The 21,140-nt window shown below is 70.1% G+C and carries 19 protein-coding genes; 10 read left to right on the top strand and 9 right to left on the bottom strand.

Features of this window, described 5'->3' with window-relative positions; genetic code table 11:
* The 3 genes from FB475_RS33295 (at position 1) to FB475_RS33285 (ending at position 2,719) form a co-directional block, all read left to right on the top strand.
* Positions 1-900 carry an amidohydrolase family protein gene (locus FB475_RS33295; RefSeq protein WP_141861972.1) on the top strand — a complete coding sequence of 300 codons (900 nt, stop codon included), beginning with the start codon at positions 1-3 and terminating at the stop codon, positions 898-900.
* Positions 901-964: 64 nt separating this feature from the next.
* Positions 965-1,921: an alcohol dehydrogenase catalytic domain-containing protein gene (locus tag FB475_RS33290; protein WP_238332596.1), complete on the top strand. Its 957-nt coding sequence runs from the start codon at positions 965-967 to the stop codon at positions 1,919-1,921.
* A 105-nt stretch (positions 1,922-2,026) separates the two neighbouring features.
* The gene (locus tag FB475_RS33285; RefSeq protein ID WP_141861970.1) at positions 2,027-2,719 is read left to right on the top strand and encodes a GntR family transcriptional regulator; all 693 of its coding nucleotides are present in this window, start codon (positions 2,027-2,029) and stop codon (positions 2,717-2,719) included.
* Here FB475_RS33285 and FB475_RS33280 read toward each other — a convergent pair.
* Genes FB475_RS33280 through FB475_RS33270 form a run of 3 tightly spaced genes read right to left on the bottom strand, consistent with a single transcriptional unit; the run spans position 2,682 to position 4,397 of the window.
* Positions 2,682-3,398 (bottom strand): PIG-L deacetylase family protein, encoded by a 717-nt coding sequence (locus FB475_RS33280; RefSeq protein WP_141861968.1) that lies wholly within the window; start codon positions 3,396-3,398, stop codon positions 2,682-2,684. The genes FB475_RS33285 and FB475_RS33280 overlap by 38 nt on opposite strands.
* Positions 3,399-3,406: 8 nt before the next feature.
* A complete protein-coding gene (locus FB475_RS33275) occupies positions 3,407-3,871 on the bottom strand; it encodes a PPOX class F420-dependent oxidoreductase (RefSeq protein WP_141861966.1) in 465 nt (154 codons plus the stop codon).
* Positions 3,872-3,875: 4 nt separating this feature from the next.
* Entirely contained in the window at positions 3,876-4,397 is a 522-nt protein-coding gene (locus tag FB475_RS33270) for a hypothetical protein (protein WP_185759548.1), read from the bottom strand.
* Positions 4,398-4,462: 65 nt separating this feature from the next.
* On the opposite strand from FB475_RS33270, the gene FB475_RS33265 reads away from it, so the two are divergent.
* From FB475_RS33265 to FB475_RS33255, 3 genes are all read left to right on the top strand, one after another.
* Positions 4,463-5,344, top strand: a complete 882-nt coding sequence (locus tag FB475_RS33265; protein ID WP_238332595.1) for a hypothetical protein — start codon at positions 4,463-4,465, stop codon at positions 5,342-5,344.
* Between the two features lie 102 nt (positions 5,345-5,446).
* Positions 5,447-7,018, top strand: coding sequence for a DNA polymerase Y family protein (locus tag FB475_RS33260; protein ID WP_238332594.1), 1,572 nt, complete (start codon positions 5,447-5,449; stop codon positions 7,016-7,018).
* 1,347 nt (positions 7,019-8,365) lie between these two features.
* Complete coding sequence (locus FB475_RS33255; protein WP_141861962.1) at positions 8,366-9,700, top strand: HNH endonuclease signature motif containing protein; 1,335 nt, start codon at positions 8,366-8,368, stop codon at positions 9,698-9,700.
* Here FB475_RS33255 and FB475_RS33250 read toward each other — a convergent pair.
* On the bottom strand, positions 9,672-11,354 hold the full coding sequence (locus FB475_RS33250; RefSeq protein WP_238332091.1) for an IS1182 family transposase: 1,683 nt from the start codon (positions 11,352-11,354) through the stop codon (positions 9,672-9,674). The genes FB475_RS33255 and FB475_RS33250 overlap by 29 nt on opposite strands.
* Positions 11,355-12,462: 1,108 nt before the next feature.
* Entirely contained in the window at positions 12,463-13,074 is a 612-nt protein-coding gene (locus FB475_RS33245; RefSeq protein ID WP_141861958.1) for a GNAT family N-acetyltransferase, read from the bottom strand.
* 57 nt (positions 13,075-13,131) lie between these two features.
* On the opposite strand from FB475_RS33245, the gene FB475_RS33240 reads away from it, so the two are divergent.
* Entirely contained in the window at positions 13,132-13,518 is a 387-nt protein-coding gene (locus tag FB475_RS33240) for a VOC family protein (protein WP_141861956.1), read from the top strand.
* Positions 13,515-14,357, top strand: coding sequence for a hypothetical protein (locus FB475_RS33235; RefSeq protein ID WP_141861954.1), 843 nt, complete (start codon positions 13,515-13,517; stop codon positions 14,355-14,357). The genes FB475_RS33240 and FB475_RS33235 overlap by 4 nt, the downstream gene beginning before the upstream one ends.
* Before the next feature lies 1 nt (position 14,358).
* Here FB475_RS33235 and FB475_RS33230 read toward each other — a convergent pair whose 3' ends face one another.
* Together FB475_RS33230 and FB475_RS33225 are read right to left on the bottom strand one after the other, a co-directional pair.
* Positions 14,359-15,636, bottom strand: a complete 1,278-nt coding sequence (locus tag FB475_RS33230; protein ID WP_141861952.1) for a glycosyltransferase — start codon at positions 15,634-15,636, stop codon at positions 14,359-14,361.
* Positions 15,633-17,843: a glycoside hydrolase domain-containing protein gene (locus tag FB475_RS33225; RefSeq protein WP_141861950.1), complete on the bottom strand. Its 2,211-nt coding sequence runs from the start codon at positions 17,841-17,843 to the stop codon at positions 15,633-15,635. The genes FB475_RS33230 and FB475_RS33225 overlap by 4 nt, the downstream gene beginning before the upstream one ends.
* Before the next feature lie 152 nt (positions 17,844-17,995).
* Here FB475_RS33225 and FB475_RS33220 point away from each other — a divergent pair, with 152 nt between their 5' ends.
* The gene (locus FB475_RS33220; RefSeq protein WP_185759547.1) at positions 17,996-18,766 is read left to right on the top strand and encodes a class I SAM-dependent methyltransferase; all 771 of its coding nucleotides are present in this window, start codon (positions 17,996-17,998) and stop codon (positions 18,764-18,766) included.
* Here FB475_RS33220 and FB475_RS33215 read toward each other — a convergent pair.
* Complete coding sequence (locus FB475_RS33215) at positions 18,735-19,937, bottom strand: RNA polymerase sigma factor (protein ID WP_141861946.1); 1,203 nt, start codon at positions 19,935-19,937, stop codon at positions 18,735-18,737. The two genes, FB475_RS33220 and FB475_RS33215, sit on opposite strands and share 32 nt — an antisense overlap.
* Positions 19,937-20,305: a YciI family protein gene (locus FB475_RS33210; protein WP_141861944.1), complete on the bottom strand. Its 369-nt coding sequence runs from the start codon at positions 20,303-20,305 to the stop codon at positions 19,937-19,939. The genes FB475_RS33215 and FB475_RS33210 overlap by 1 nt, the downstream gene beginning before the upstream one ends.
* 183 nt (positions 20,306-20,488) lie before the next feature.
* Here FB475_RS33210 and clsA point away from each other — a divergent pair, with 183 nt between their 5' ends.
* Positions 20,489-21,085 (top strand): cardiolipin synthase ClsA, encoded by a 597-nt coding sequence (gene clsA / locus FB475_RS33205; RefSeq protein ID WP_141861942.1) that lies wholly within the window; start codon positions 20,489-20,491, stop codon positions 21,083-21,085.
* The last annotated feature ends 55 nt before the right edge of the window (positions 21,086-21,140 follow it).

Here is a 21,140-nt window from a genome sequence, read left to right as displayed (position 1 = left end):
ATGGGCGGCTGGGACGTTCACACCCACCTGATCCCGCCGACCGTACTCGCGGCGGCGCACCGGGGTGAGCACGGGCTGTCCGTCGACAGCGGCTCGCTGGTCGTCGGCAGTGACCGGCTGCCGTTGCGCAGGCTCGCCGACCCGGCCGCACTGCTCCGCTGGATCGAGGACCAGGGTCTGGACGGCGCGGTGGTGTCCGTGCCGCCCGCCCTCTTCCGGTACGACGCAGGACCTGAGTGGGCCGAACTGGTGAACCAGGGGCTCCGGGAGCTTGCCACACCGCAACTCCGCGTGCTGGCGCACCTTCCGCTGCTCGACCCGGCCGCACCTGGTGTTGCTGCCGGGCTCGCCGGTGAGGGCGTCTTCAGCGGCTTCGCCATCGGTACGCCGAGCTACGCCGGACTCGATCCGGTGTGGCGGGTGCTCGACGCCGCCGGGGCGTTCACGCTGATTCACCCCGGGGCCAGTGACGACCGGCGGCTTGATTCGTTTTACCTGTCGAACCTGTTGGGGAATCCGTACGAGACCGGAGTGGCGGCGGCTTCGCTCGTCTTCGCGGACGTGCCGGGGCGGTTTCCGGGGATCCGGTTCTGTCTGTGTCATGGGGGTGGTGTGACGGCGGCCGTTGCCGGCCGGTGGCAGCGTGGGATCGACACGGCCCGGCCGGGCATCGAGCCGGTGTCGCTGCCGGTGTCCGAGGCGCTGCGCCGGTTCTACGTCGACGACCTGGTGCACGACGACGCCGTACTGGAACTGCTGACGTCGACGTTCGGTGCCGAGCGGGTGCTGGCCGGCAGCGACTGGCCGTTCCCGATGGGCAGCGACAAGGTGTCCGCTGCGCGGTCCGCGACCGCCGGGGAACTCACCCGGCCGCTCGCGAAGGAGGTCTCCGCGGAGTGAGACATGGTGGTCGTCTGGTCGAGGGTGTGATCAGATATCAAATCGTGGGGAACGGGGTAGTGCGGTGAATGCACGGGGGACTGTGTTGCGGAGCCACGGACCGGGTGAACAGCTGAAGGCCGAAGAGGTCGAGCTGACCGCGGGTCCGGGTGAGACGTTGGTGGAGATGCGGCTGGCCGCGGTCACTCCACTGGATCGTTCGACGCTGGCCGGTGAGCCGCCGTGCACGCCGTTCGTGCCAGGGTCGGAGGGCGTCGGCGTGGTGGTGAGCTCGGACGTGGCCGAGCCTGGTGCGGCCGTTGTCGTGCGCGGCGCGGGCGTTGGACTGACCCGGCAGGGCGTGTGGGGGCGGTACGCCGTCGTACCGGACGCCGCCGTACACGCACTGCCGTCGTCGCTGGAGCCCGCTGCGGCGCTGGCGTTGCTCACGCCCGCGTTGACGGCTCACACCGCAGTACGTCGAGTAGCCGACGTACTGAAGGGGGAGACCGTCGTGGTGACCGGTGTGTCCGGGCTGGTCGGACGGATGTGTGCTGCGGTCGCGCGGGCCGCGGGAGCCTCCAGGGTGATCGGGCTGGTGTGGGTGGACGACACCGTCGACAGTGCGACGGCCCTGGTCGACCAGATCGTCCATGTGGACGGGCTGGGACAGGTGGGCCGGGAGATGCCTTGGTGTGACGCGGTCATCGACACCATGGGCGGTCCGGTCACAGGTGGCGTACTCGGGAACATCTCGCCGGGCGGACGGATCGCCGTACTCGGTTTCAAGGCCGGCGAGTTCACCACGATCGACCTGCACCAGTTGATCGGCCGGGATCTGCGCGTGCTGCCCGTGAACCTGCAGCGCACCACTCTGGCCCCCGATGCGGTCGGCCAGGCGCTGGCCGACATCGCCTCGGCATCGTGGCAGTCGTCGTGGCGAGCGGAGTACGACCTGGTCGGCGCGGACCGGATCGGCGAGGTCCTGGACCGCCAGACCGGCCGGGTCCTGCTCGACCTGACCACCCTCCCGGTGGCCTAGACCACTTGCGTTTGCTGGACAATCTCTCGCGGAACAGCCGCAGATACCCGCGCGGCGGCTACGGTACCTCCAGAGCTGAATATGGAGAGAGGCAGTCCGCTACTGATGATCCGACGACTCGAGCTCACGCCTGGGGGGCCGACCGGCCGTCGTACGCTCGCCGAGGAAGCCGCCGCCGAGCTGCACGAGCTCATCCTGTCCGGTGAGCTTCCCAGCGGTACTGCGCTCCGGCTGGAGGAGCTCGCCAAGCGCCTGGACATGAGCCAGATGCCGATCCGCGAAGGGCTGCGCCGGATGGCGGCACTCGGGCTGGTCGAGATCGTTCCGCACAAGGGGGCCTGGGTGCGGGAGCTGTCGATGGAGGACCTGCGCGACACCCACGAGACCCGGCTGGCGCTGGAGTCGCTGGCGGTCCGGGCGGCCGCGACCCGGTTCACCGACGCGGACGCGACCGCCGCCCGGAAGGCGCTGGCCGAACACGTCCGGCTGTCGAAGCTCGGCGACAACATCGCCTCCCGGCAGGCGCACACCGAGTTCCACTTCTCGATCTACCGGGCCGGCGGTTCGCGCTGGCTGCCGCGCGCGATCGAGCCCGTCTGGCAGAACAGCGAGCGCTACCGGTTCGGCTCCCGGCAGACCAAGGCCCGGATCGAGCAGACCCGCCGGGAGCACCAGGCCATCCTCGACGCCTGCCTGGCCCACGACGAGGAACGCGCCGAGGCCGCCCTCCGCGAGCACCTCGAAGGAGCCATGCAACGCATCACCGAAACGATGGAACGCCGCTCCGCCAAGAAGTGAGCTCTTCGAAGCGGTCCTGCTCCCAGCCGGTCGCGTCGAACACCGCCCGCAACAGCAGACCGTCACTGGTCGGCCTATGGGTCTTGATGAGCTCTGCCAACGGTTTGCTGCCGAGACCGTCGTAGTACGCGTCCAGTGCCTGCCTCCTTTGCTGCTCGCAGTCTCCACCGATTTCTTCCAGCGGTACGTCACAGCCTTTGACGCGGCCTGAACCGAGTTGCCGACCTGGTAGGAGCTGCTGGCCTGCCCGCACGTCCTGTGCTCTCAGGCGAGCCCCCAGTGCTCGGTACGGGACGCGCTGGACTGCTTGAGCGATGGCGATGTGGTCCGGGTGACCTGTCAGGCCGTCGCTGCCCACGGTGAGGATGAGCTCGGGCTGGAGCTCCTCGGCCGCAGCCTCAACTGCTGCCGTCACCTGTTCCGCGGGGGTGGCCGCCAGCGTGCGCGAGCTGTTGCGGCCGCCGTCGTCGATCCACTGGTCCGGTGCGCCGAGCCAGTCCCATTCAGCGATACCCAGTAGTGCGCAGGAGGTCGACAGGTGGTCGGACGCCCCGTGCAAACCGGCGGTAGCAACACGCAGTACGACGTGCCAGCCCTGGTCGCTCAGCACCGAGGTGGCCGCGCCGGTGGCGAACACCTCGTCGTCGGGGTGCGCGTGGACGACCAGGGCAGTACGCATCGATCAGGTCAATCAGCCAGGCGTGCGGGGAATCCGCCGGTGGCGATCGGGCTCCAGCGGTCCGGGGTGATGCGGATCAGGCACTTGCCCTGCTTCACCATCGCCTCGCGGTACTCGTCCCAGTCCGGGTGCTCGCCGGAGATCGCCCGGTAGTAGTCGACCAGCGGCTCCACCGCGTCCGGCAGCTCGATCACTTCACCGCGGCCGTCCACCTGGACCCAGGCGCCGTTCCAGTCGTCCGACAGCACGAGCACACTGGCCCTGCCGGCCCGCTTCACGTTCGTACTCTTCGCGCGTTCCGGGTACGAGGAGATGACGATCCGTCCTTCGGTGTCCACTCCGCCCGAGACCGGCGACGCCTGGACCGATCCATCCGCTCGCGTCGTCATCAGCAGCATGTGGTGGCGCGGCCGCACGAACTCCAGCAGCCCGTCCAGCTCGACCTTCGTGTTGGTGGCGATTGTCCTTGGCATGCCTTCACCCTATGTCCGGCGCGACGATGAGGTGCTCCAGCTCCTCGTCGCCGAGCTGGTTGATCAGGTGCTTGGCGCGCTGAGCCTGTGCGGTCGTGGGAAGCGCCCCGTCGAGAAGGTCGGGGAGGAGCAGCTCGTAGCCGGCGCGGGCGCGCGGGGTGTACCGGTGACGCGTACGGGCGACCGCCGAGGACACCCGGATCGCGTGCTCGTTCCCCGGCGGTACGCCGGGCCGATCGGTCTCCCGCGCCGCGAAGCGGTACCCGTTCGCGCGGTCGCAGCTCGGACAACCGAGGACGCCCGCGCCGAGCTGGACGCCGCATTCCGGACAGCTGAGCTGCTTCAGCGCGCCGTCCACGACCCGCCAGTCGAACTCGGAGGTGTCCTGCACGACGATCTCCGCCAGCTCGTGGGCCTGTTCCTGGGGTACTCCGGAGGCGGCGCGGAAACTGTCCCAGGCGGCATCGATACTGTCCTCGACCTGCTGCACGGCGGTGATGAACCGAGGGTGATCGACGCGTCGCACACCCCCGACTCTAACCAGCCAGGAGCCGGATTGACTTGTTCGAACAGGTGTTCGAACATGGAACCATGACGGGGAGCAAGGCGACCGAGAGTCGAGTGACACCACTCGACCAAGCCCGCCTGCTCCTGGCCCAGGCCAAAGCCCGAAAAGCCGCCGCCGAGGAGTCGAAGGAGGTGCGGCTGGCGTCGGTCGGCAGCCGGGCGCCTGCGGTTGCGCGGGTGCAGCAGGCGTTGGACACGGCGGGCGTGGAGCGGGAGTTGCCGACGCACCCGGCGGTGCGGGAATTGCTGGCCGGGGCGGGGCTGCGGGGTGGCTCGGCGTACTCGGTGCGTGGAAGTGCGGCGCTGGTGATGGCGTTGATGGCGGGGCCGTCCGCGGACGGGGCCTGGTGTGGGGTCGTCGGGGTGCCGTCGTTCGGGGCCGAGGCGGCGCGCGGGCTCGGGGTGGACCTGGAGCGGTTGGTGCTGGTGCCGGATCCGGGGCGCGAGTGGCTCAGTGTCGTCGCCGCGCTGGTGGACGCGCTGACCGTGGTGGTGGTGCGACCGCCCGGTGAGGTGACACCGGGGGAGGCGTCCCGGCTCGCGGCCCGGCTCCGGACCCGCGGCGCGATGCTGATCGCGTACGGGTCCTGGCCGGGGAGCGAGGCCCGCTTCGAGATCGAGAGCAGCGTGTGGAGTGGTCTGGGCGACGGCGAGGGGCTGCTCACCGCACGCCGGGCGACGGTCGCCGTGTCCGGGCGGCGCGCCGCCGTACGCGCTCGGAAGCACGAGCTCTGGCTCCCGGCGGCAGACGGCGAGATCCGCACCGCGGATCCGGCGGCGGAGGCCCCCGCGGTCGACGGCCCGGCGACGGCTGCTGTGGACGGCTGGGCGGAAGCCCGCCTGGCACGGCGGGCGGAGCCGACGCTCTTGGACGAGTGGGACGAGCAGGTCGGCGCGGTGGGCTGATGGACACGCAAGGGCCGACGCGGGCGGTGGTGGTTTGCGGCATGGGTTGGCTGGGGGTGGGTGATGGGTGAGCGGGGGTTGGTTCGGACGATGGTGGTTTGGGTGCCGGATTGGCCGGTGGTGGCGGTTGCGGGGGTGACCGGGCGGTCTCCGGACGAGGCGATTGCCGTGTTGGAGAAGGGGAAGGTGCTCGCTACCTCGGCGGCTGCGCGGGCGGAGGGGGTACGCCGTGGGCAGCGCGCCCGGGACGCGCAGTCGCGGTGCCCGGAGCTGGTGGTGCTGAAGTACGACCCGGTGCTCGACGCGCGGGCGTTCGACCCGGTGATCTCGTGCCTGGAGGCGATCACACCCGGCGTGCAGGTGATCCGCCCGGGGATGTGCGCGTTGAAGGCCCGCGGCCCGGCCCGGTTCTACGGCAGCGAGGAGGCGGCCGCGGAGAAGCTCCTCGACCGCCTGGAGACGTACGACGTACAGGGCAGCCGGATCGGGATCGCGGACGGCCCGTTCGCCGCGGAGCAGGCGGCCCGGGTGAGTTCCGCGCGGACCCGGGTGCACGTGGTGCCGCCGGACGGTTCACCGGAGTTCCTCGCGCCGCTGTCGATCGACCTTCTCGAGCAGCCGACGCTCACGGACCTGTTGCGCCGGCTGGGGTTGCGGACCCTCGGCGCGTTCGCCGAGCTGCCGGCGACCGAGGTGCTGACCCGGTTCGGTCCGGACGGCGCGTTCGCGCACCGGCTGGCCCGCGGCCGCGACGACCGCCCGGTGACCGGCCGGGAGATCCCGCCGGAGCTGACCCGGACGCTCGACTTCGAGCCGTCGGTGGACCGTGTCGACCAGGTCGCGTTCGCGGTCCGGTCGATCGCCGACGAGCTGATCGTCCGGCTGACCGAGCTCGGCCTGGTGTGTACGACGCTGCGAGTCGAGGTCGGCACCGAGTCCGGGCGGGTGCACGAGCGGGAGTGGCTGCACCCGCGCTGGTTCACCGCGGCGGACGTGGTGGACCGGGTGCGCTGGCAACTGCAGGGCAGCGGTACGGCGACCAGCGAGCTGACCTCACCGGTGGTCCGGATCCGGCTGATCCCCGAGCAGGCGGATCCGGTCGGGGCGCACGCCGACGGATTGTGGGGCGGCGGCCCGGACGAGCGGATCCACCGAGCGCTGTCGCGGGTGCAGAGCATGCTCGGGCACGGCGCGGTCAGGTCGGTGGTGATCGGCGGCGGGCGGGGGTTCGCGGAGCGGCAGACGCTGATCCCGTGGGGCGACCCGCCGGTACCGGCCCGGCCAACGGACCAGCCGTGGCCGGGAGCGGTCACCGGCCCCGATCCGAAGCGCTGGCCGGCGCTGGCGCCGACCACGATCTTCCCGGAGCCGATCCCGGCGAAGGTATACGCCGCCGACGGCACCCTGGTCTCGGTCACCGCCCGCGGCGAGCTGTCCGGCGCACCCAGCGCGTTCGCCCTGCAACCGGCCCACGGCGCCGGCGTACAAGTTGCCGACAGCAACAAGCTGTACCCGATCAGCTCCTGGGCCGGCCCCTGGCCGACCACCGAACGCTGGTGGGACCCCGTCACCGCGTCCCGCCAGGCCCGCTTCCAGTTCCAGACCGCCGACACCCGCGCCTGGCTCTTCACCCTCCACCACAACACCTGGCAAGCCCAAGCCACCTACGACTAACCAACAACCCCACCGTGCCGCCCCTGCCTTCCCCCCACCCCACCACGCCCCGGCGTACGTCCCCACCCGCCATGCCGTCGCCGCCATCCCGGGCCCGTCACCGCCGTGCCCCCGCTGCCGTGCCCCCGCTGCCGCCGTCCCCGCAACCGCCACCACGGCCCCGTTCTCCCCGTGCCCGCTGCATCATCCGGCTGTCCCCGGCGCGCCATCCCCGCACCGCCCCCACCGCCGTGCTCGCCCGGCGTAGGTCTCCACCCGCCGTGCCGTTGCCATCCCGTGCCGCCACCGCCGTGCCGCCACCGCCGTGCCGCCGTTGCCGTACCTGCGGGCGCGCCTGCCCCGCCCTCCCGTTCCCGCAGTGCTGTTTCACCGTGCCTGCCCGTCCCGCCGCCACCACCGTGCCACTCCGCGGCGCCGTCCGCGGTCTTGTCCTCTCCGTGCGGCCCCGCGGCGACGTCCCGCCGTCCCGTGCCCGCCCGGCGTACGTCCCCCATCCGGCGTGCCCTCCCGTTCCCGCAGTGCTGTTTCACCGTGGCTGTCCGTCCCGTCGCCACCACCGTGCCACTCCGCGGCGCCGTCCGCGGTCTTGTCCTCCCCGTGCGGCCCCCGCGGCGACGTCCCGCCGTCCCGTGCCCGCCCGGCGTACGTCCCCCATCCGGCGTGCCCTCCCGTTCCCGCAGTGCTGTTTCACCGTGGCTGTCCGTCCCGTCGCCACCACCGTGCCACTCCGCGGCGCCGTCCGCGGTCTTGTCCTCCCCGTGCGGCCCCGCGGCGACGTCCCGCCGTCCCGTGCCCGCCCGGCGTACGTCCCCCATCCGGCGTGCCCTCCCGTTCCCGCAGTGCTGTCTCACCGTGGCTGTCCGTCCCGCCGCCACCACCGTGCCACCCCGCGGCGCCGTCCGCGGTCTTGTCCTCCCCGTGCGGCCCCCGCGGCGACGTCCCGCCGTCCCGTGCCCGCCCGGCGTACGTCCCCCATCCGGCGTGCCCTCCCCGGCCGTGCCGTCCATCGACCTCGTCCTCGTCGTGCCGTTGCCACCCGGTGTGCCGTCCCCACCACCCGCGTCCCGTCCCCACCGTGCCCCCGCCGCCGTACCCGCCGTGCTGTTTCATCGTGCCTGCCCGGCGTGCTGTCCCGCAGTGCCTGCTCGCCGTGCTTTGCGCATGCTCATGTAGCGATCACCACCACTGCATTGATCAGGCACCAATGCGACATGGTTGCCTTTGGCAATATCCACAAGCCGCAGCAGATCGTCTCAAATCTGTGGATAAGCAGACGAGCCAAATTCCCTTGAAAATAAGGGGATCCAGCTTTGAAAACTGTCCGAAGGTCTAGGTATCGTTGTCGGCATGGATGTTCTCGGCGTTCTGGATGGGCGATCGGTGGTGTCGCTGAGCGATGCCGAGCTGATGCCTGTGTTCGACCTGGTTGACGCCGGGATCAACGGGCTCGAGGAAATCCGGCTGCAGCTGATCGCCCGGATCGAGGACACGGGCTACGCCCAGGAGGTCGGTGCCCGCGACGCCGTCGAGCTGGTCTCCAAGCGCTACCGCCGCGACCGCGCCGAGGTCTGGCGCGACGTCCGCCTCGCGAAGGCTCTGCCCAAGTACACCGCTGTCGCCACCGCACTCGCCGACGGCATCGAACTCCCCGAACCCGACGACAACGACGCGGACGGGACAGCCCGCCAAGGAGTTCGCCCGATGCGCACCGCGCAGGCGGCGGCGATCGTCTCCGAGCTGGAGCGGGTCCGTTCGCGCGTACCGGTCGAGCACCTGGACGTCGTCGAGGAGCAGTTCGTCGGACTGGCGCTGCACATGTCGCCGGCCGAACTGCGCTCCGCGGCCCGGGAAGTCTGCGACCTACTGGACTCCGACGGCCCCGAGCCCGAAGAGCAAATAGCCGCCGCCCGCGAATCCCTGACACTGACCGCAGCCGACCGAGGCGTGAAGTTCAAGGGCTTCCTGGCCAACGAGAACGCCGAACTCCTCCGCGCTATAGTCCACGCCGGCGCGCGCCCCCACAAGACCCCCGACGGCGAACAAGACCCCCGCTCCCGCGACAAACGCCAAGCAGACGCCCTCTCCACCGCCCTGAGCGTCGCCGCCGCCGCGTGGGACACCAACACAGCGGCAACTCCTCCGCCGACAGATGATGCGATGGCCGCTCCCACGGCCGACGGCTGGGCGAATGCGGCGGATCCACAGGCGTCTCGCCGGGGAGAGTGTGTACCCGGGTACGGTGCGAAGGCGAACATCACCGTCACCATCGACCTCGACGACCTGAAAACCGCCACCGCGGACGCGATCGGCCAGACCGTCTACAGCAACGGCCTGTCCGCGGCCGCCATCCGGCGACTGGCCTGCGACGCCGGCATCATCCCGATCGTCCTAGGCTCCAACTCCGAACCACTGGACGTCGGCCGCTGCGAACGCCTGGTCACCAGACCCATCCGCCGAGCCCTGAACGCCCGCGACCGCGGCTGCATAGTCTGCGGCGCCCCACCGATCATGTGCGACGCCCACCACCTGATCCACTGGCTCGACGGCGGCACCACAGCAATCACCAACCTCGCCCTACTGAGGCTGTCGCGCGAATCCTCGGGGCCGGGGGTTGGTCGTGTGTTCGGCGGTCCGGGGGTGCTGCCCCTGCCGGTCAGGCGGGGGTGGCTTGTTGGAGTTTGAGGAGGTTGTGGACGGTGCAGATGAGGCGCCATTCGCTGTGCACGGCCGGAAGGCTGCGGCGGGCGAAGCGCCGGAATCGGAGGTTGTGCTTGATGTTGCCGAACACGGGTTCGATGCTCGAGGCCCGTTGCTTGTAGAGTTCGGCGTTGCCGGGGTCGGCGAGTTTGGTGTCCATCGTTTTGCGGGCGACCGTTGGATCGGTGGCTTCGCCGCGGACGTGGGCAAGCATTGCGTTGATGCGGGTGTCGGAGACGGTGAGCTCGTCGCGGGCGGCGCGTTTGGACATCTCCCCGCGGGCGACTTGTTCGATGACCGGGATCCATTCGGCGGGTTCGGGTTCGGCGCTTCGGGTGATGCGTTGCCCGTCGTTTCCGAAGTACCGCTTGGTCATGTCCCGCACCCAGGTGTAGGAGACACCGAGGATCTCGCCGGCCTTGCGTTGTGACAACTCGCCACGGTTGACCTTGGCCAGGACCGCGAGCTTGTCGTCGTCGGGCTTGTCTGCCTTGCGCCATGAGGGTTTCTTCGTCGCGATGAGCACCTCGGCACCAACACCGGTGGTGCCGTTCGCAGCCGTCCAGTAACCGGCATCGGCCACGAACGCCCCGACCCCGTCGTTGTGTCCGGCGTCGGTCAGGTTCTCGCTCACCGCGGTGGCCATCGGCACGAAGTGGGGTTGATCGTTGGTGGTTGCGGTGACCTCGGCCGCGACCACGATCTGAGCAGTCGTGGCAGCTGTTTGGGCGTTGTAGCCCTGCATGACACCCTTCGACGCCTGAGCAATGATCCGCGAGTGCGGATCGGTGGTGTTGGCCCGCCGCGGCTTCGAGCGCCGAGCGGCGTCTTCCTTGGGTTTGGGGCCGGTCAGCTTTCGTCCCAGCCCGGCCTCCTTCTTCGCGCGCTCAGCCATCCGGGACTCGTAGTCGCGCGACTTCTGCGACTCCAGCTCATCGAGCGCGGCACGGATCCGGGCCCGACGATCCCGGCCTCCCGCCCACTCGACGGGAAGCTCGTCGCCGCGGGCATCGCCATGCTCAGCGTCCTCGGCCTCATCGACCGCGGCAGCCTCGGCCAAGACCGCCTTGGCGACCTCACGCGCCGCATCGACCAGATCGCCAGGATCCATCTGGCCGGCCTGGCTGTGCTCGGCCATCGCAGTGAGTTCCTTGGCCAGGGCTTTGCCTTCGCGGTTGGCGAAAAACGATGCATTCGCGGCGATCTTGGTGCCGTCGATCGCGACCACGCCGGCATCAACCAGACCGGCCTTCACACACAAACCAAGGACCTGCCCGAACAACCCGGCAATCGCTTCTTGATGACGCGCCCGAAACCGCGCGATCGTCGCGTGATCGGGCTGCTGGTTCGCCGCCACCACCCGATAGGCGACGTCCTCGACCAGACGCCGCTCGACCCGGCGCGAAGACCGCTCACCAGTGCAATACGCGTACAGCAACACAGCAAGCATCATCGCCGGGTCGTAGACCGAACCACCCCGCCCGTCAGCCCGATACGCCGCGAAGAACTCCGCCAGATCCAGCTCGGCCACCGTGTCCAGCACGAAGAACGCCAGATGATCCCCAGGCAGCCACTCCCGCACCGAAGGCGGCATCAACATCAACTGATCCACGTCGCCACAACGCACATTCACAGCCACACCAAATACTCCCGCGAAACCCCAGCCAGACCCCGCAGGCGCGCGATTCGTGCGACAGCCTCTACTCTGCCGCCGCCACCACGTAGACGTACACAACGACCGCTGGACCATCACATTCACCAACGGTCACCCCCAAGTAGCCCGCCCCACCTGGGCCGACCCCCCACCCCTGACCCACCCGAGAACAGCGAGCGGCAGCACACTCAGACCACCCAGCACACCCGGGGTGCTGACCAGCGCCGGATGCCCCGGAGCGTCGACGAGCGCGACGGCGCGTTCGGCATTGGGGTCTGCGCGCTCGGAGTCACCGCACGGTGATCCGTGGGGTGATAGTGGTGCGGCGTACAGCTCTGCGCGAAAGACAACCCCAGTAACCGCTCCCTGCAACGAATCAGCTGGTCTTGAGCCTGCGCGATCTGAGACAACTCGCCCTCTCGCAGGCCCAAGTGCGGGACCTCACGCCGATCGGACCGCACTGGCGCCGGCCCAGCCGACCTCGAGTGAGCCCGACTCCGCTCAGTCCATCTCCGCCCTGTTCGAGGCCGGGCAACGTGCGGTGTCCGGCGCTCTCGAGACGGGCGAACGGACGAGCCGGTGGCGCGGGAACACTGCGACCTACGCCGAAGCCGCACGGTTCGCGGTCTGGGACGGGAATCGGGCAACCGACCCCAGCGCCGGACCTCCGTCCTTCGCAACAACCTGACCTCACGCCCACCCGCACAACACCGGTACGTCGCGTTCACGTCGCAGCTGCGACAGGAGGGCCCGCATGTTCCTTGTCGCAGGTCGATACCCCGTTCGGTGGGGCGGCGGTGACGTGGGGGGACCGCTGGGGTGGTGTGGGGTGCGGGCCGTCGTGTCGCGGCGGCGGGGACGGTCGGCCGACAACGCGGTGGCGCGGTGGGGCGGCAGTGTGGTGGGGCGGTGGGGCGGCAATGCGGTGGCGCGCTTGGACGGCAGTGCGGTGGGGCGATGGGGTGGTGAGACGGTGGCGTGGTGGAGCGGCAGTGCGGTGGGAGGGATTGGGCGGGGCGTGGCGCGGTGGTGGTTTGGGCGTGGGGGCGTCGGTGGGGTGTGTAGCCGGGGGGAGGGCGGTCGTGGTTGGGGGCTAGGGAAAGTCGATGCGCATCACGGTGCGGCGGAGGGTGGGGTGGGTGAGCTGGTGGAAGCCGGCTTCTTCGAAGGCTTGGTGGGGGCCGACGTGGAGTTCGCCCCAGGTGATGGTTTTGCCGGGTTGGGTGAGCATCGGGTAGGCCTCCAGGGCTCGGGCGCCGCGGGTGCGGGCGTGGTCGACCGTGGCTCGTGCCAGGTGGTAGGTGAGACCACGGCCGCGGAAGCCCTTGCGGACGACCATGCACGTCACCGACCAGACGCTCTCGTCGTCCTTGTCCTCGTTGCGGTCGGTCCACGGGATCCGTGACGTCCGCAACTTCGGGTACGCCGTGCGTGGTTCGACCGCGACCCACCCGGCCGGCTCGCCGTCGACGTACGCGACCAGGCCACTCGTCGACGGGGCGTCCGGGGTGCCGCACGCGGTCTGTTCCTGCAGCCGGGTCATCCGCTCGTCGAGCGTGGAGTCGCGCCAGATCCACCCGCGGATCTTGAACCGCTGGCACTGACACTGCCCCGCGTCCGCCGTACCGAGCACCGCCTGCAGGTCCTCCCACGGCACCTCGTTGGCCGGTACGACCCGAACCTGTGTCTCCTCGATCACCTGCATGGGCAGCACGGTAATCCCAGTACCGGACGACCGCCGTCCGGAACTAGGTTGACCCGTATGCATCGCAGCCGTGTCTCCACCTTCCTGATCGACGCCCACCACGACGACGTGCAGGCCGCCACCACGTTCTGGTCGAAGGCTCTCGGCGTGCGTACGTCGTCACCCGAGGGCGAGCCGCAGTTCATCAGCCTGCACGACGCGGTCCCCGGCTACGTCACCGCGATCCAGTCGATCGACGGCGAGTCCCGCTACCACCTCGACATCGAGACCGACAACGTACCCGCCGAGGTCGCCCGGCTGACCGCGCTCGGGGCGGTCGAGGTCGCGCAGTGGCAAGGCTGCCACACACTCCGCGCCCCGGGCGGCCACCTGCTCTGCGTCATCCCCGTCCACAGCAACCCCCAGTACTTCGAACAACACGCGACCGTCTGGGAGAGCGAATGAGCGTGACAGTGCGGGACCTGGTGCCGGCGTACCTCGACTACCAGGCCGGCGGGGACTGGGACGAGTACGTCGAGAAGTACCCGGAGGTGCTGAACGACCTGACCAGGTCCGGGCGGACGCTGCAGCCGGCGGACCGGGAGAAGGCGTTCGCGGCGTACGAGCAGTACGGCGATCGCATCCGCGCCAATGCGCCGCACGCCACCCGCTGGATCGAGCAGGCGGCCGCCCGCGTGGTACCGATGCTTGACGCCGCCCACGTCGACATCAACGGTGTCGCGATAGTCGGCCTCGCCACGTCGAACGGCTGGGTCGCCGACGGCACGCTGTATCTGGCCGTCGAGCTGATCCCCGACGAACGCGCAGCCGAGATCCTCGCCGCCCACGAGATCGCCCATGCGCTGCAGGCACCGCTCCCCGATCAACCGTGGCCCGACGAGGGGCCGCTCGGACAGGACATCTACAGCGAGGGGTTCGCCACAGCGCTGACGGCCGAACTCTTCCCGCAGTACTCACTCGCCGAGCACCTCTGGTTCGGTCCCGGGTACGACGACTGGCTCGCGGACTGCCGGCGACACGACGCCGCTGCCCGTGCCGAGATCCTCGCGAACCTCGACTCCGGGGAGGACGAGGTGATCCGCCGCTTCCTCACGCTGAGCGGCGCGTCCGGGTTTCCGCAGCGCATCGGCAACTACGTCGGTACGCAGTTCATCCGGGACCTGCGCAAGCAGCACGAGTGGCCCGACCTGGCCCGCTGGTCGACGGATCAGGCCTTGACGGAACTCCGTACCTGGCTGTCGGACCAGGCCCAAGTTCTGCCTGGCACTCCGGACAGGACCTAGCTCACGCGACCGGAACGGCGGGCGGTTCGGTGAGGGCGGCGAAGAGGCGATCGAACACCACTGCCCGGTCGAATTGCAACGCGTGGGCTCGCGCGCGCCGCTCGGCTGCGGCTCGTTGGTCGGAGGTCCAGTCGCAGATGACCTCGTCGAGTACGGTCCGCAGCGTGGCCGGGTCGTGCTGTGGCACCAGTAGGGCCGTGTCGCCGACCGCCTCCGGTACGCCGCCGGTCGCGCAGGTGATGATCGGCCCGCCGCCCGCCAGCGCCTTCTCGACCAGCGCGATCCCGAACGTCTCGACGAACTCCGGCTGCTCGCGCGTGGGCAGCACGAACGCCGCGCTCCCCGCCATCAGCGCCGGCTTCTCCGCATCGTCCACGTCGGTCAGCACCCGCACCCGCTCACCCAGACCCGCGGCCGCGACCCGCGCCACCACCTCGTCCTCCTGCGGCCCGCGCCCGGCAAGCACCAGCTGGACCCGCTCGGCCGACCGCGAGCCGGCGTACGCGTCGATCAGATCGTCGACGCCCTTCGCCGACGCGATCCGGGACAGGAACAGCACGTACCCGTCGCGCGAGAGCCCACGCCGGGCGAGCGTTTCGGCGACGCCGTCCTCGGTGAGCGACAGGTACGACCACGAGTCGACCGCCGGGTACGAGATCGCGATCCGCTCCCGGCACTGCTGCGCGAACGTCGTACCGTGGATGCCGTCGAGGGTCTCCGCCGAGGCAACGATCAGGTCCCTGGTGTACTCCGACACCGCCACGCAGTGGTCCGCCGCCAGGTAGACCGACAGGATGTGCGCCGCCGCCCCGAACCGGCCGCTGTCCACACAGTCGCGTACGACGTTGGTGATGTCGGACCCCACCGCCTCAGCGATCGTGGTGACCTGTGCGGGCCCGATCCGGCGCGCCACCTGAACGGCCTCCTGTACGGCGATCGCGTGCGGACTCAGGTAGAGCGACATCGCCACTGTCGGCACGCCGTCGGTGAACAGCTCGACCAGCCGCCCGATCAGCCCGGACAGGTAGCGCCCGTCCGGGACCCGGTAGTCACCGACCGGACCGGGCCGCTCCACGGTGATGCCAGGGCTGTACGGCAGCACACGATCGAGTGGTTTCAACGGCAGCCCGGCCGCCTCCAGCGCAGCCAGCGGCCAGGTCACGATCCGTACGTCGTCGAACCCGCGGGTCAGCGCGACCTCCGCGAGGCACCGGGCCTCACCGGAGTGTCCGCAGATCACCGGGTCCGCGCGGACGACGATCACCAAGCGGCGGGTCATGTCACACCTCCAGCCGGATCGGATGTGGACGGTGGCCGCACCCGGGTGCCCCAGCCGGAGGGCTGCGGACCGAGTTCGATCTGGAGGTGCCGGATGCGTCGCAGCTCTCGTCCGGAGATCCACGGGCGTTCGAGCGTCTTGCCGTCCACCGCGACGGACTGGACGTACGACACCGGTCCGCCCGCCTCGACCGGCTCGAATCCTGTGGTGGTGATCGACAACTCGCCCGCAGGCAACCGCGTGACGGACTCCGCCACGGCCGGCGCGCTGATCAGGAACAGGTTCTGCCCGGCCACCGGGAAGAGCCCGAGCGTCGCCCACACGTACCACGCGGACAGCCCGCCGGAGTCGTCGTTCCCCGGCAGGCCGCCCCGGCCGGTGCCGAACTGGTTGGCGACCGCCGCATGCACCACCTCGGCGGTCCGGTCCGGCCGCCCGGCGTAGTGGTAGGACCACGGCGCCTCGTAGTCGGGTTCGTTGTTCAGGCCCTCGAACCGGCACAGGTCGTAGCCTGCGTTCATCTCGGCCACGCTCGGCGCGACGCCCGGCTGGGTGACCGGTCCGGCGTCGTACCCGAAGAACCGGTCGAGCAGCCGTACGAACGCGTCGTCCCCGCCGGCGAGGGCGATCCGCGCGCGCATGTCGTGCAACAGCCGGAACGAGTAGTTCCACCGGCCGCCCTCGTAGAACGTCGAGTCACGCAGCAAGCCGGTGCCCGGGTCGTACGCCGCCTGCCAGCCCTTGGCCAGCTCCCGCATCTGCTGGGCCAGCGGCCGGTCGCGGACCTTGTCGGCGATCGCCGCGGTGCAGTGGTACGCGTACGCCAGGTCGAGCGTGTGACTGATCGGGTGCGCCACGCCGTGCACCAGGTAGTCCTCGCCGTACGTCCGGCGCAGGTCCATCTCCAGGTGAACCATCGCCCAGTCCCAGTCGATCCCAGGCAGGTCCAGCCGGCACAGGTCGGCCAGGAACGTATGGGCAAGCGCGCTGCCCTGCCGGGAGAACCTGTCGGCGCCCTTGGCCATCCGGTAGCCGATCGGCAGGTTGCCCTCCTGCTCGCAGATCGCCAGCAGCGCGCCGGCCAGCGCGACCGAACGCTCGGGGAACAGCGTGGTCATCAGCGGGAGCTGGGTGCGGTAGATGTCCCACATCGTGCAGATGTCGAACGCGTACGGACCCTCCGTGGTCCACGACGGGCTCTCGTCCGGGGCGAAACACGGCTTGACCATTGAGTGGTAGAGGGCCGTGCCGAAGACCGTTGCCTGGTCGTCCGACTCGGCCTTGATCTCGACCGTACCGAGGTGATCGCGCCAGCCGGCCGCCGTACGTTCGCGTCGCCCGGCGAAGGTCGCCGGGGCGCGGCCGACGTCCGCGTGCAGATTGTCGCGAGCCGTCCCGCACCCGCGCAGCGAGAACCCCAGCCGCACCTCGACGGTCTGCTCGGCCCGCGTCGGTCCGATGAAGATCAGCCCGAACGGCCGCAGCGTCGTCGGCCGGATGTAGTCGAAGTCGAGACGCGTACCGCCGGGCATCAGGCGCCGGTCGTACCACAGCAGCTGCCGCCAACCCGGGGCGTCGACCTCCAGGTGCACGGCCAGCGGTACGCCCTCGACGTGGATCTCGCCCTGAGCTACCCCGGGCTCGAGCAACGCGAGGTGCGCCTTCAGCGGCACGGTCCGGCTGTGCGGGATGGCCAGGCCGCCGGTGGAGGCGTCGATGACGATCCGGGCCGCGTCGTTCGCCGGGAAGGTGTACCTGTGCACGGCCGACTTGGGGCCGACCGTCAGCTCGCAGTGCACCCCCGAGCTCAGCGTCGCCGCGTAGTAGCCGGGCTCGGCCACCTCCTCGAGCAGGTCCCACGTGGTGCCCAGGTCGTCGAGCGGGCCCAGCATCGGCGTCACCCGGAAGTAGTTGTAGTACTTGCGGATCGCGCCGGTGCCGGACTGCTGGAAGTGCGTGAAGCCGGAGGCCACCGGGCGGTCGTACAGGAGTTCCGGCACGCCCTCGGTGTTGAAGTCGTAGAGCCCGTAGCCGGTCGGGTAGGCACCCGAGTACGGGCAGGCCGACACCATCCCGAACGGATGCATGGCACCCGGATGGGTGTTGCCGACCTGCGGCTTGGGCCACCACCAGGTCGCTGCCAGGCCCTTGGGCGTGGGCAGGTCGGTCGCGCCCGTCCCGATGAACGGGTCGACGTACTCGTACATCGGCTCACCGCCTCGCCCCGGCTGACGTGGACTCTCACGGTAGGAAGCACATGTTTCAGCCACATGACCGCAGCAGGCGCAGCCGGTTACGAGCGGTCGGCCGACAGCAGAAATCGGCGATCGGTACGCCGCCCCGGCCTAGGCTCGCAGACATGACGGAACTCGCGGCGACGTTCAAGCAGCAGGCGGTTGCGCAGGCATACCGGCATCGGCCGCCGTACCCGGACGAGGTGTTCGAGCGCCTCCTCGACCTGATCACCGACGCACCGCGGCGGGTGCTCGACATCGGCGCGGGCGAGGGCGCCCTCGCCCGGCCGCTCGCGCCACGGGTCGAGCATGTCGACGCGATCGACTTCTCCCAGCCGATGGTCGACGCCGGCAAGCAGCGCCCGGGCGGCGACCACCCGAACCTCAGCTGGCAGGTCAACCCGATCGAGACCGCCGATCTCAACGGCCCGTACGCCTTGGTGACGGCCGGCGCCAGCATCCACTGGATGCCCTGGGAGCAGACGTTCGCCCGGATCGTCCCGCAGCTGACCCCGAACGCCCAGCTCGTCGTCATCGAACACGGCGCGGTGGACGAGCCTTGGCTGGGGGAGCTGATCCCGATCATCGAGCGGCACTCCCGCAAGAAGAACTACGACCCGAAGTTCGACGTCGTCGACGCAATCGTCGAACGGGGCCTCCTCGACCTGACCGGCAGAGTGCGCACGACGCCCGTCAGCTACCCGCAGACGGTCGCCGGCTACATCGAGAGGCTGCACTCGACCTCCAGCTTGGCGCGTGACCTGATGCCCGCCGACGAAGCCGCGAGCTTCGACGCGAGTGTGGCGGAGGCGCTCCGGCCTTATGCGAAGGATGGTGTGCTGCAGCTGCAGATCCAGGCCGAGCTCAGCTGGGGGCGGCCGAAGCTCCCAGGCTAGCCGCGCGACCCAGCAGATATACCTGCTCGGGAGTGCTCTGGGTGAGTCGCGCGGCGAGCTCGTACGCCTCCCGAGCAGCCGCGGCGTCCCCGGCCAACTCGAGCAGGTGGGCGCGTACCGCCGCCAATCGATGATGGTCGCGCAGCGCGGGGTCCACGTCGTCGAGCAACCTCAACCCAGCGGCCGGTCCGTGCACCATCGCGACCGCGACGATCCTGTTCAGCGTCACCATCGGCCCGGGTGCCGTCGACTCCAGGAGTTCGTACAGCATCAGGATCTCGCGCCAGTCCGTCTCGTCGGCACTCGCGGCCGAGTCGTGGACGGCCGCGATCGCCGCCTGCAACTGGTACCGCCCGACCGGTGCCGTGCGCAACGTCGCCTCGATCAACTCGATGCCTTCGGCAATCGACGCCGCGTCCCACAACGTCCGATCCTGCTCCGGCAGCGGCACGAGCGCACCGGCGGCCGTTGTCCGGGCCGGCCGGCGTGCGTCCGTGAGCAGCATCAACGCCAGCAGCCCCGCCACCTCACCCTCGGCCGGCAACTGCGCGTGCAGCAGCCGGGTCAGCCGGATCGCCTCCGCGGACAGCTCGACCCGGTGCAGCGACGTACCGGACGAGGCTGTGTAACCCTCGTTGAAGATCAGGTACAGCACGTGCAGTACGGCGGCCAGCCGCTCGGGCTGTTCCGCGGCCGGCGGCATCGCGAACACCGCGCCCTGGAGCTTCGCCTTCGCCCGGCTGATCCGTTGCCCGATCGTTGCCTCAGGCACCAGAAAGGCGCGGGCGATCTCGCCGGTGGTCAGTCCACCGACGGCGCGCAAGGTGAGCGCCACCTGCGACTGCGGCGTGAGGTCCGGGTGACAACACAGCATCAGCAACGTCAGCGAGTCGTCCTCGGACGACGCCGGCTCCTGGGGAGTCCACGACGCGACGGTCTCCTCGCGCCGCGTGCGGGCCGCTTCGCTGCGCAGTACCTCGATCCGCCGCCGGGACGCGACCGTGATCAGCCAGCTCCGCGGATTCGCCGGTACGCCGTCGGCCGGCCACTGCAGGGACGCCGCCAGCAACGCCTCCTGTACGGCGTCCTCGCACGCGTCGAAGTCACCGTAGCGCCGGACGAGTGCGCCCAGCACCTGCGGCGCCTGCTCGCGGAGCAGGTCCTCGAGCATCAGCTGTACGCGCTGAGGTCACGGACCGGCCGGACCTCGACGACGCTGAACGGCGCCTCCGGGATCTTCGCGACGATGTCGACCGCGCGGTCCATCGAGTCGCAGTCCAGCAGGTAGAAGCCCGCCAGCTGTTCCTTCACCTCGGCGAACGGGCCGTCGGTGGTCAGCGGCTTGCCGTCGCGGATCAGCACCTGCTTGGTGAGGCCCGGGTCGTCGAGCGACTCCGACGCCACCAGTTCCTGCCGTTCGGCGAGCTCGGCGTGCAGAGCGGCGTACCCCGCCATGCCTTCCTTCTTCTGTTCGTCGGTCAACGAGTCCCAGACCGCACGGGACTCCGGGTTGCCGTAGATCAGTACGAGGAACTTCATCTGCCAAGGGTAAGCATCACCAGGGGGTCTCGATCGGGTCACTGGTTAGCAGCAGCCGTAGCGGGCCGCGGCCGGAGGCGTTCTGGTATCAGGGGAATGTCGGGGCATGGCCGGAGACAAACCTGTCCGGGCGCCCCAGTAGAGTGACGACGGGTATCCAGGGTGGACAGAGGGAGGGGTCGAGTGCCGGACGTGGAAGTGTCCGACCGGGTGTGGACGATCCCGAACGCGCTCAGTTTCCTGCGGTTGCTGGGGGTGCCGCTGTTCCTGTGGCTGATTCTCGGGCCGCACGCGGACGGCTGGGCGCTGCTCGTGCTCGCGGTCTCCGGGTTCACCGACTGGGCCGACGGCCAGATCGCCCGCCGGATGAACCAGACCAGCCGGCTCGGCCAGATGCTCGATCCGGTCGCCGACCGGCTCTACATCTTCGCCACCGTGCTCGGCCTGGCGCTGCGCGACATCATCCCGTGGTGGCTGGCGATCGCGCTGCCGCTGCGGGACGTGCTGCTCACGCTCACCTTGCCGGCGCTGCACCGCCGCGGCTTCAACGCGCTTCCGGTGCACTTCCTCGGCAAGTCCGCCACGTTCTGCCTGCTGTACGCGTTCCCGCTCCTCTTGCTCGGCGACGGCGACAGCACCCTCAACCTGCTCGCCCGCGTGATCGGCTGGGCCTTCGCGATCTGGGGCACCGGGCTGTACTACTGGGCCGGCGCGCTCTACTTCGCGCAGCTGCGGCACCTGGTCCAGACGGTGAAACCGATCAAGGACTCGGCAGGGTGACCCAGCAAGCCCCTGTGCAGCCTTCTGGGCAGCCTTCTGGGCAGCCGACTCCTCG

It is taken from the genome of Kribbella jejuensis (assembly GCF_006715085.1).
Classification (GTDB): Bacteria; Actinomycetota; Actinomycetes; order Propionibacteriales; family Kribbellaceae; genus Kribbella; species Kribbella jejuensis.
The sequence above is the reverse complement of the archived record's forward strand: the minus strand, read 5'-3'. Positions and strand labels throughout refer to the sequence as shown.

Coding starts and splice junctions, on each gene's coding strand:
- FB475_RS33295 (WP_141861972.1), top strand. CDS start 1: ATGGGCGGCTGGGACGTTCACACCCACCTGATCCCGCCGACCGTACTC.
- FB475_RS33285 (WP_141861970.1), top strand. CDS start 2,027: ATGATCCGACGACTCGAGCTCACGCCTGGGGGGCCGACCGGCCGTCGT.
- FB475_RS33280 (WP_141861968.1), bottom strand. CDS start 3,398: ATGCGTACTGCCCTGGTCGTCCACGCGCACCCCGACGACGAGGTGTTC.
- FB475_RS33275 (WP_141861966.1), bottom strand. CDS start 3,871: ATGCCAAGGACAATCGCCACCAACACGAAGGTCGAGCTGGACGGGCTG.
- FB475_RS33265 (WP_238332595.1), top strand. CDS start 4,463: ATGACGGGGAGCAAGGCGACCGAGAGTCGAGTGACACCACTCGACCAA.
- FB475_RS33255 (WP_141861962.1), top strand. CDS start 8,366: ATGGATGTTCTCGGCGTTCTGGATGGGCGATCGGTGGTGTCGCTGAGC.
- FB475_RS33245 (WP_141861958.1), bottom strand. CDS start 13,074: ATGCAGGTGATCGAGGAGACACAGGTTCGGGTCGTACCGGCCAACGAG.
- FB475_RS33240 (WP_141861956.1), top strand. CDS start 13,132: ATGCATCGCAGCCGTGTCTCCACCTTCCTGATCGACGCCCACCACGAC.
- FB475_RS33235 (WP_141861954.1), top strand. CDS start 13,515: ATGAGCGTGACAGTGCGGGACCTGGTGCCGGCGTACCTCGACTACCAG.
- FB475_RS33230 (WP_141861952.1), bottom strand. CDS start 15,636: ATGACCCGCCGCTTGGTGATCGTCGTCCGCGCGGACCCGGTGATCTGC.
- FB475_RS33225 (WP_141861950.1), bottom strand. CDS start 17,843: ATGTACGAGTACGTCGACCCGTTCATCGGGACGGGCGCGACCGACCTG.
- FB475_RS33220 (WP_185759547.1), top strand. CDS start 17,996: ATGACGGAACTCGCGGCGACGTTCAAGCAGCAGGCGGTTGCGCAGGCA.
- FB475_RS33215 (WP_141861946.1), bottom strand. CDS start 19,937: ATGCTCGAGGACCTGCTCCGCGAGCAGGCGCCGCAGGTGCTGGGCGCA.
- FB475_RS33210 (WP_141861944.1), bottom strand. CDS start 20,305: ATGAAGTTCCTCGTACTGATCTACGGCAACCCGGAGTCCCGTGCGGTC.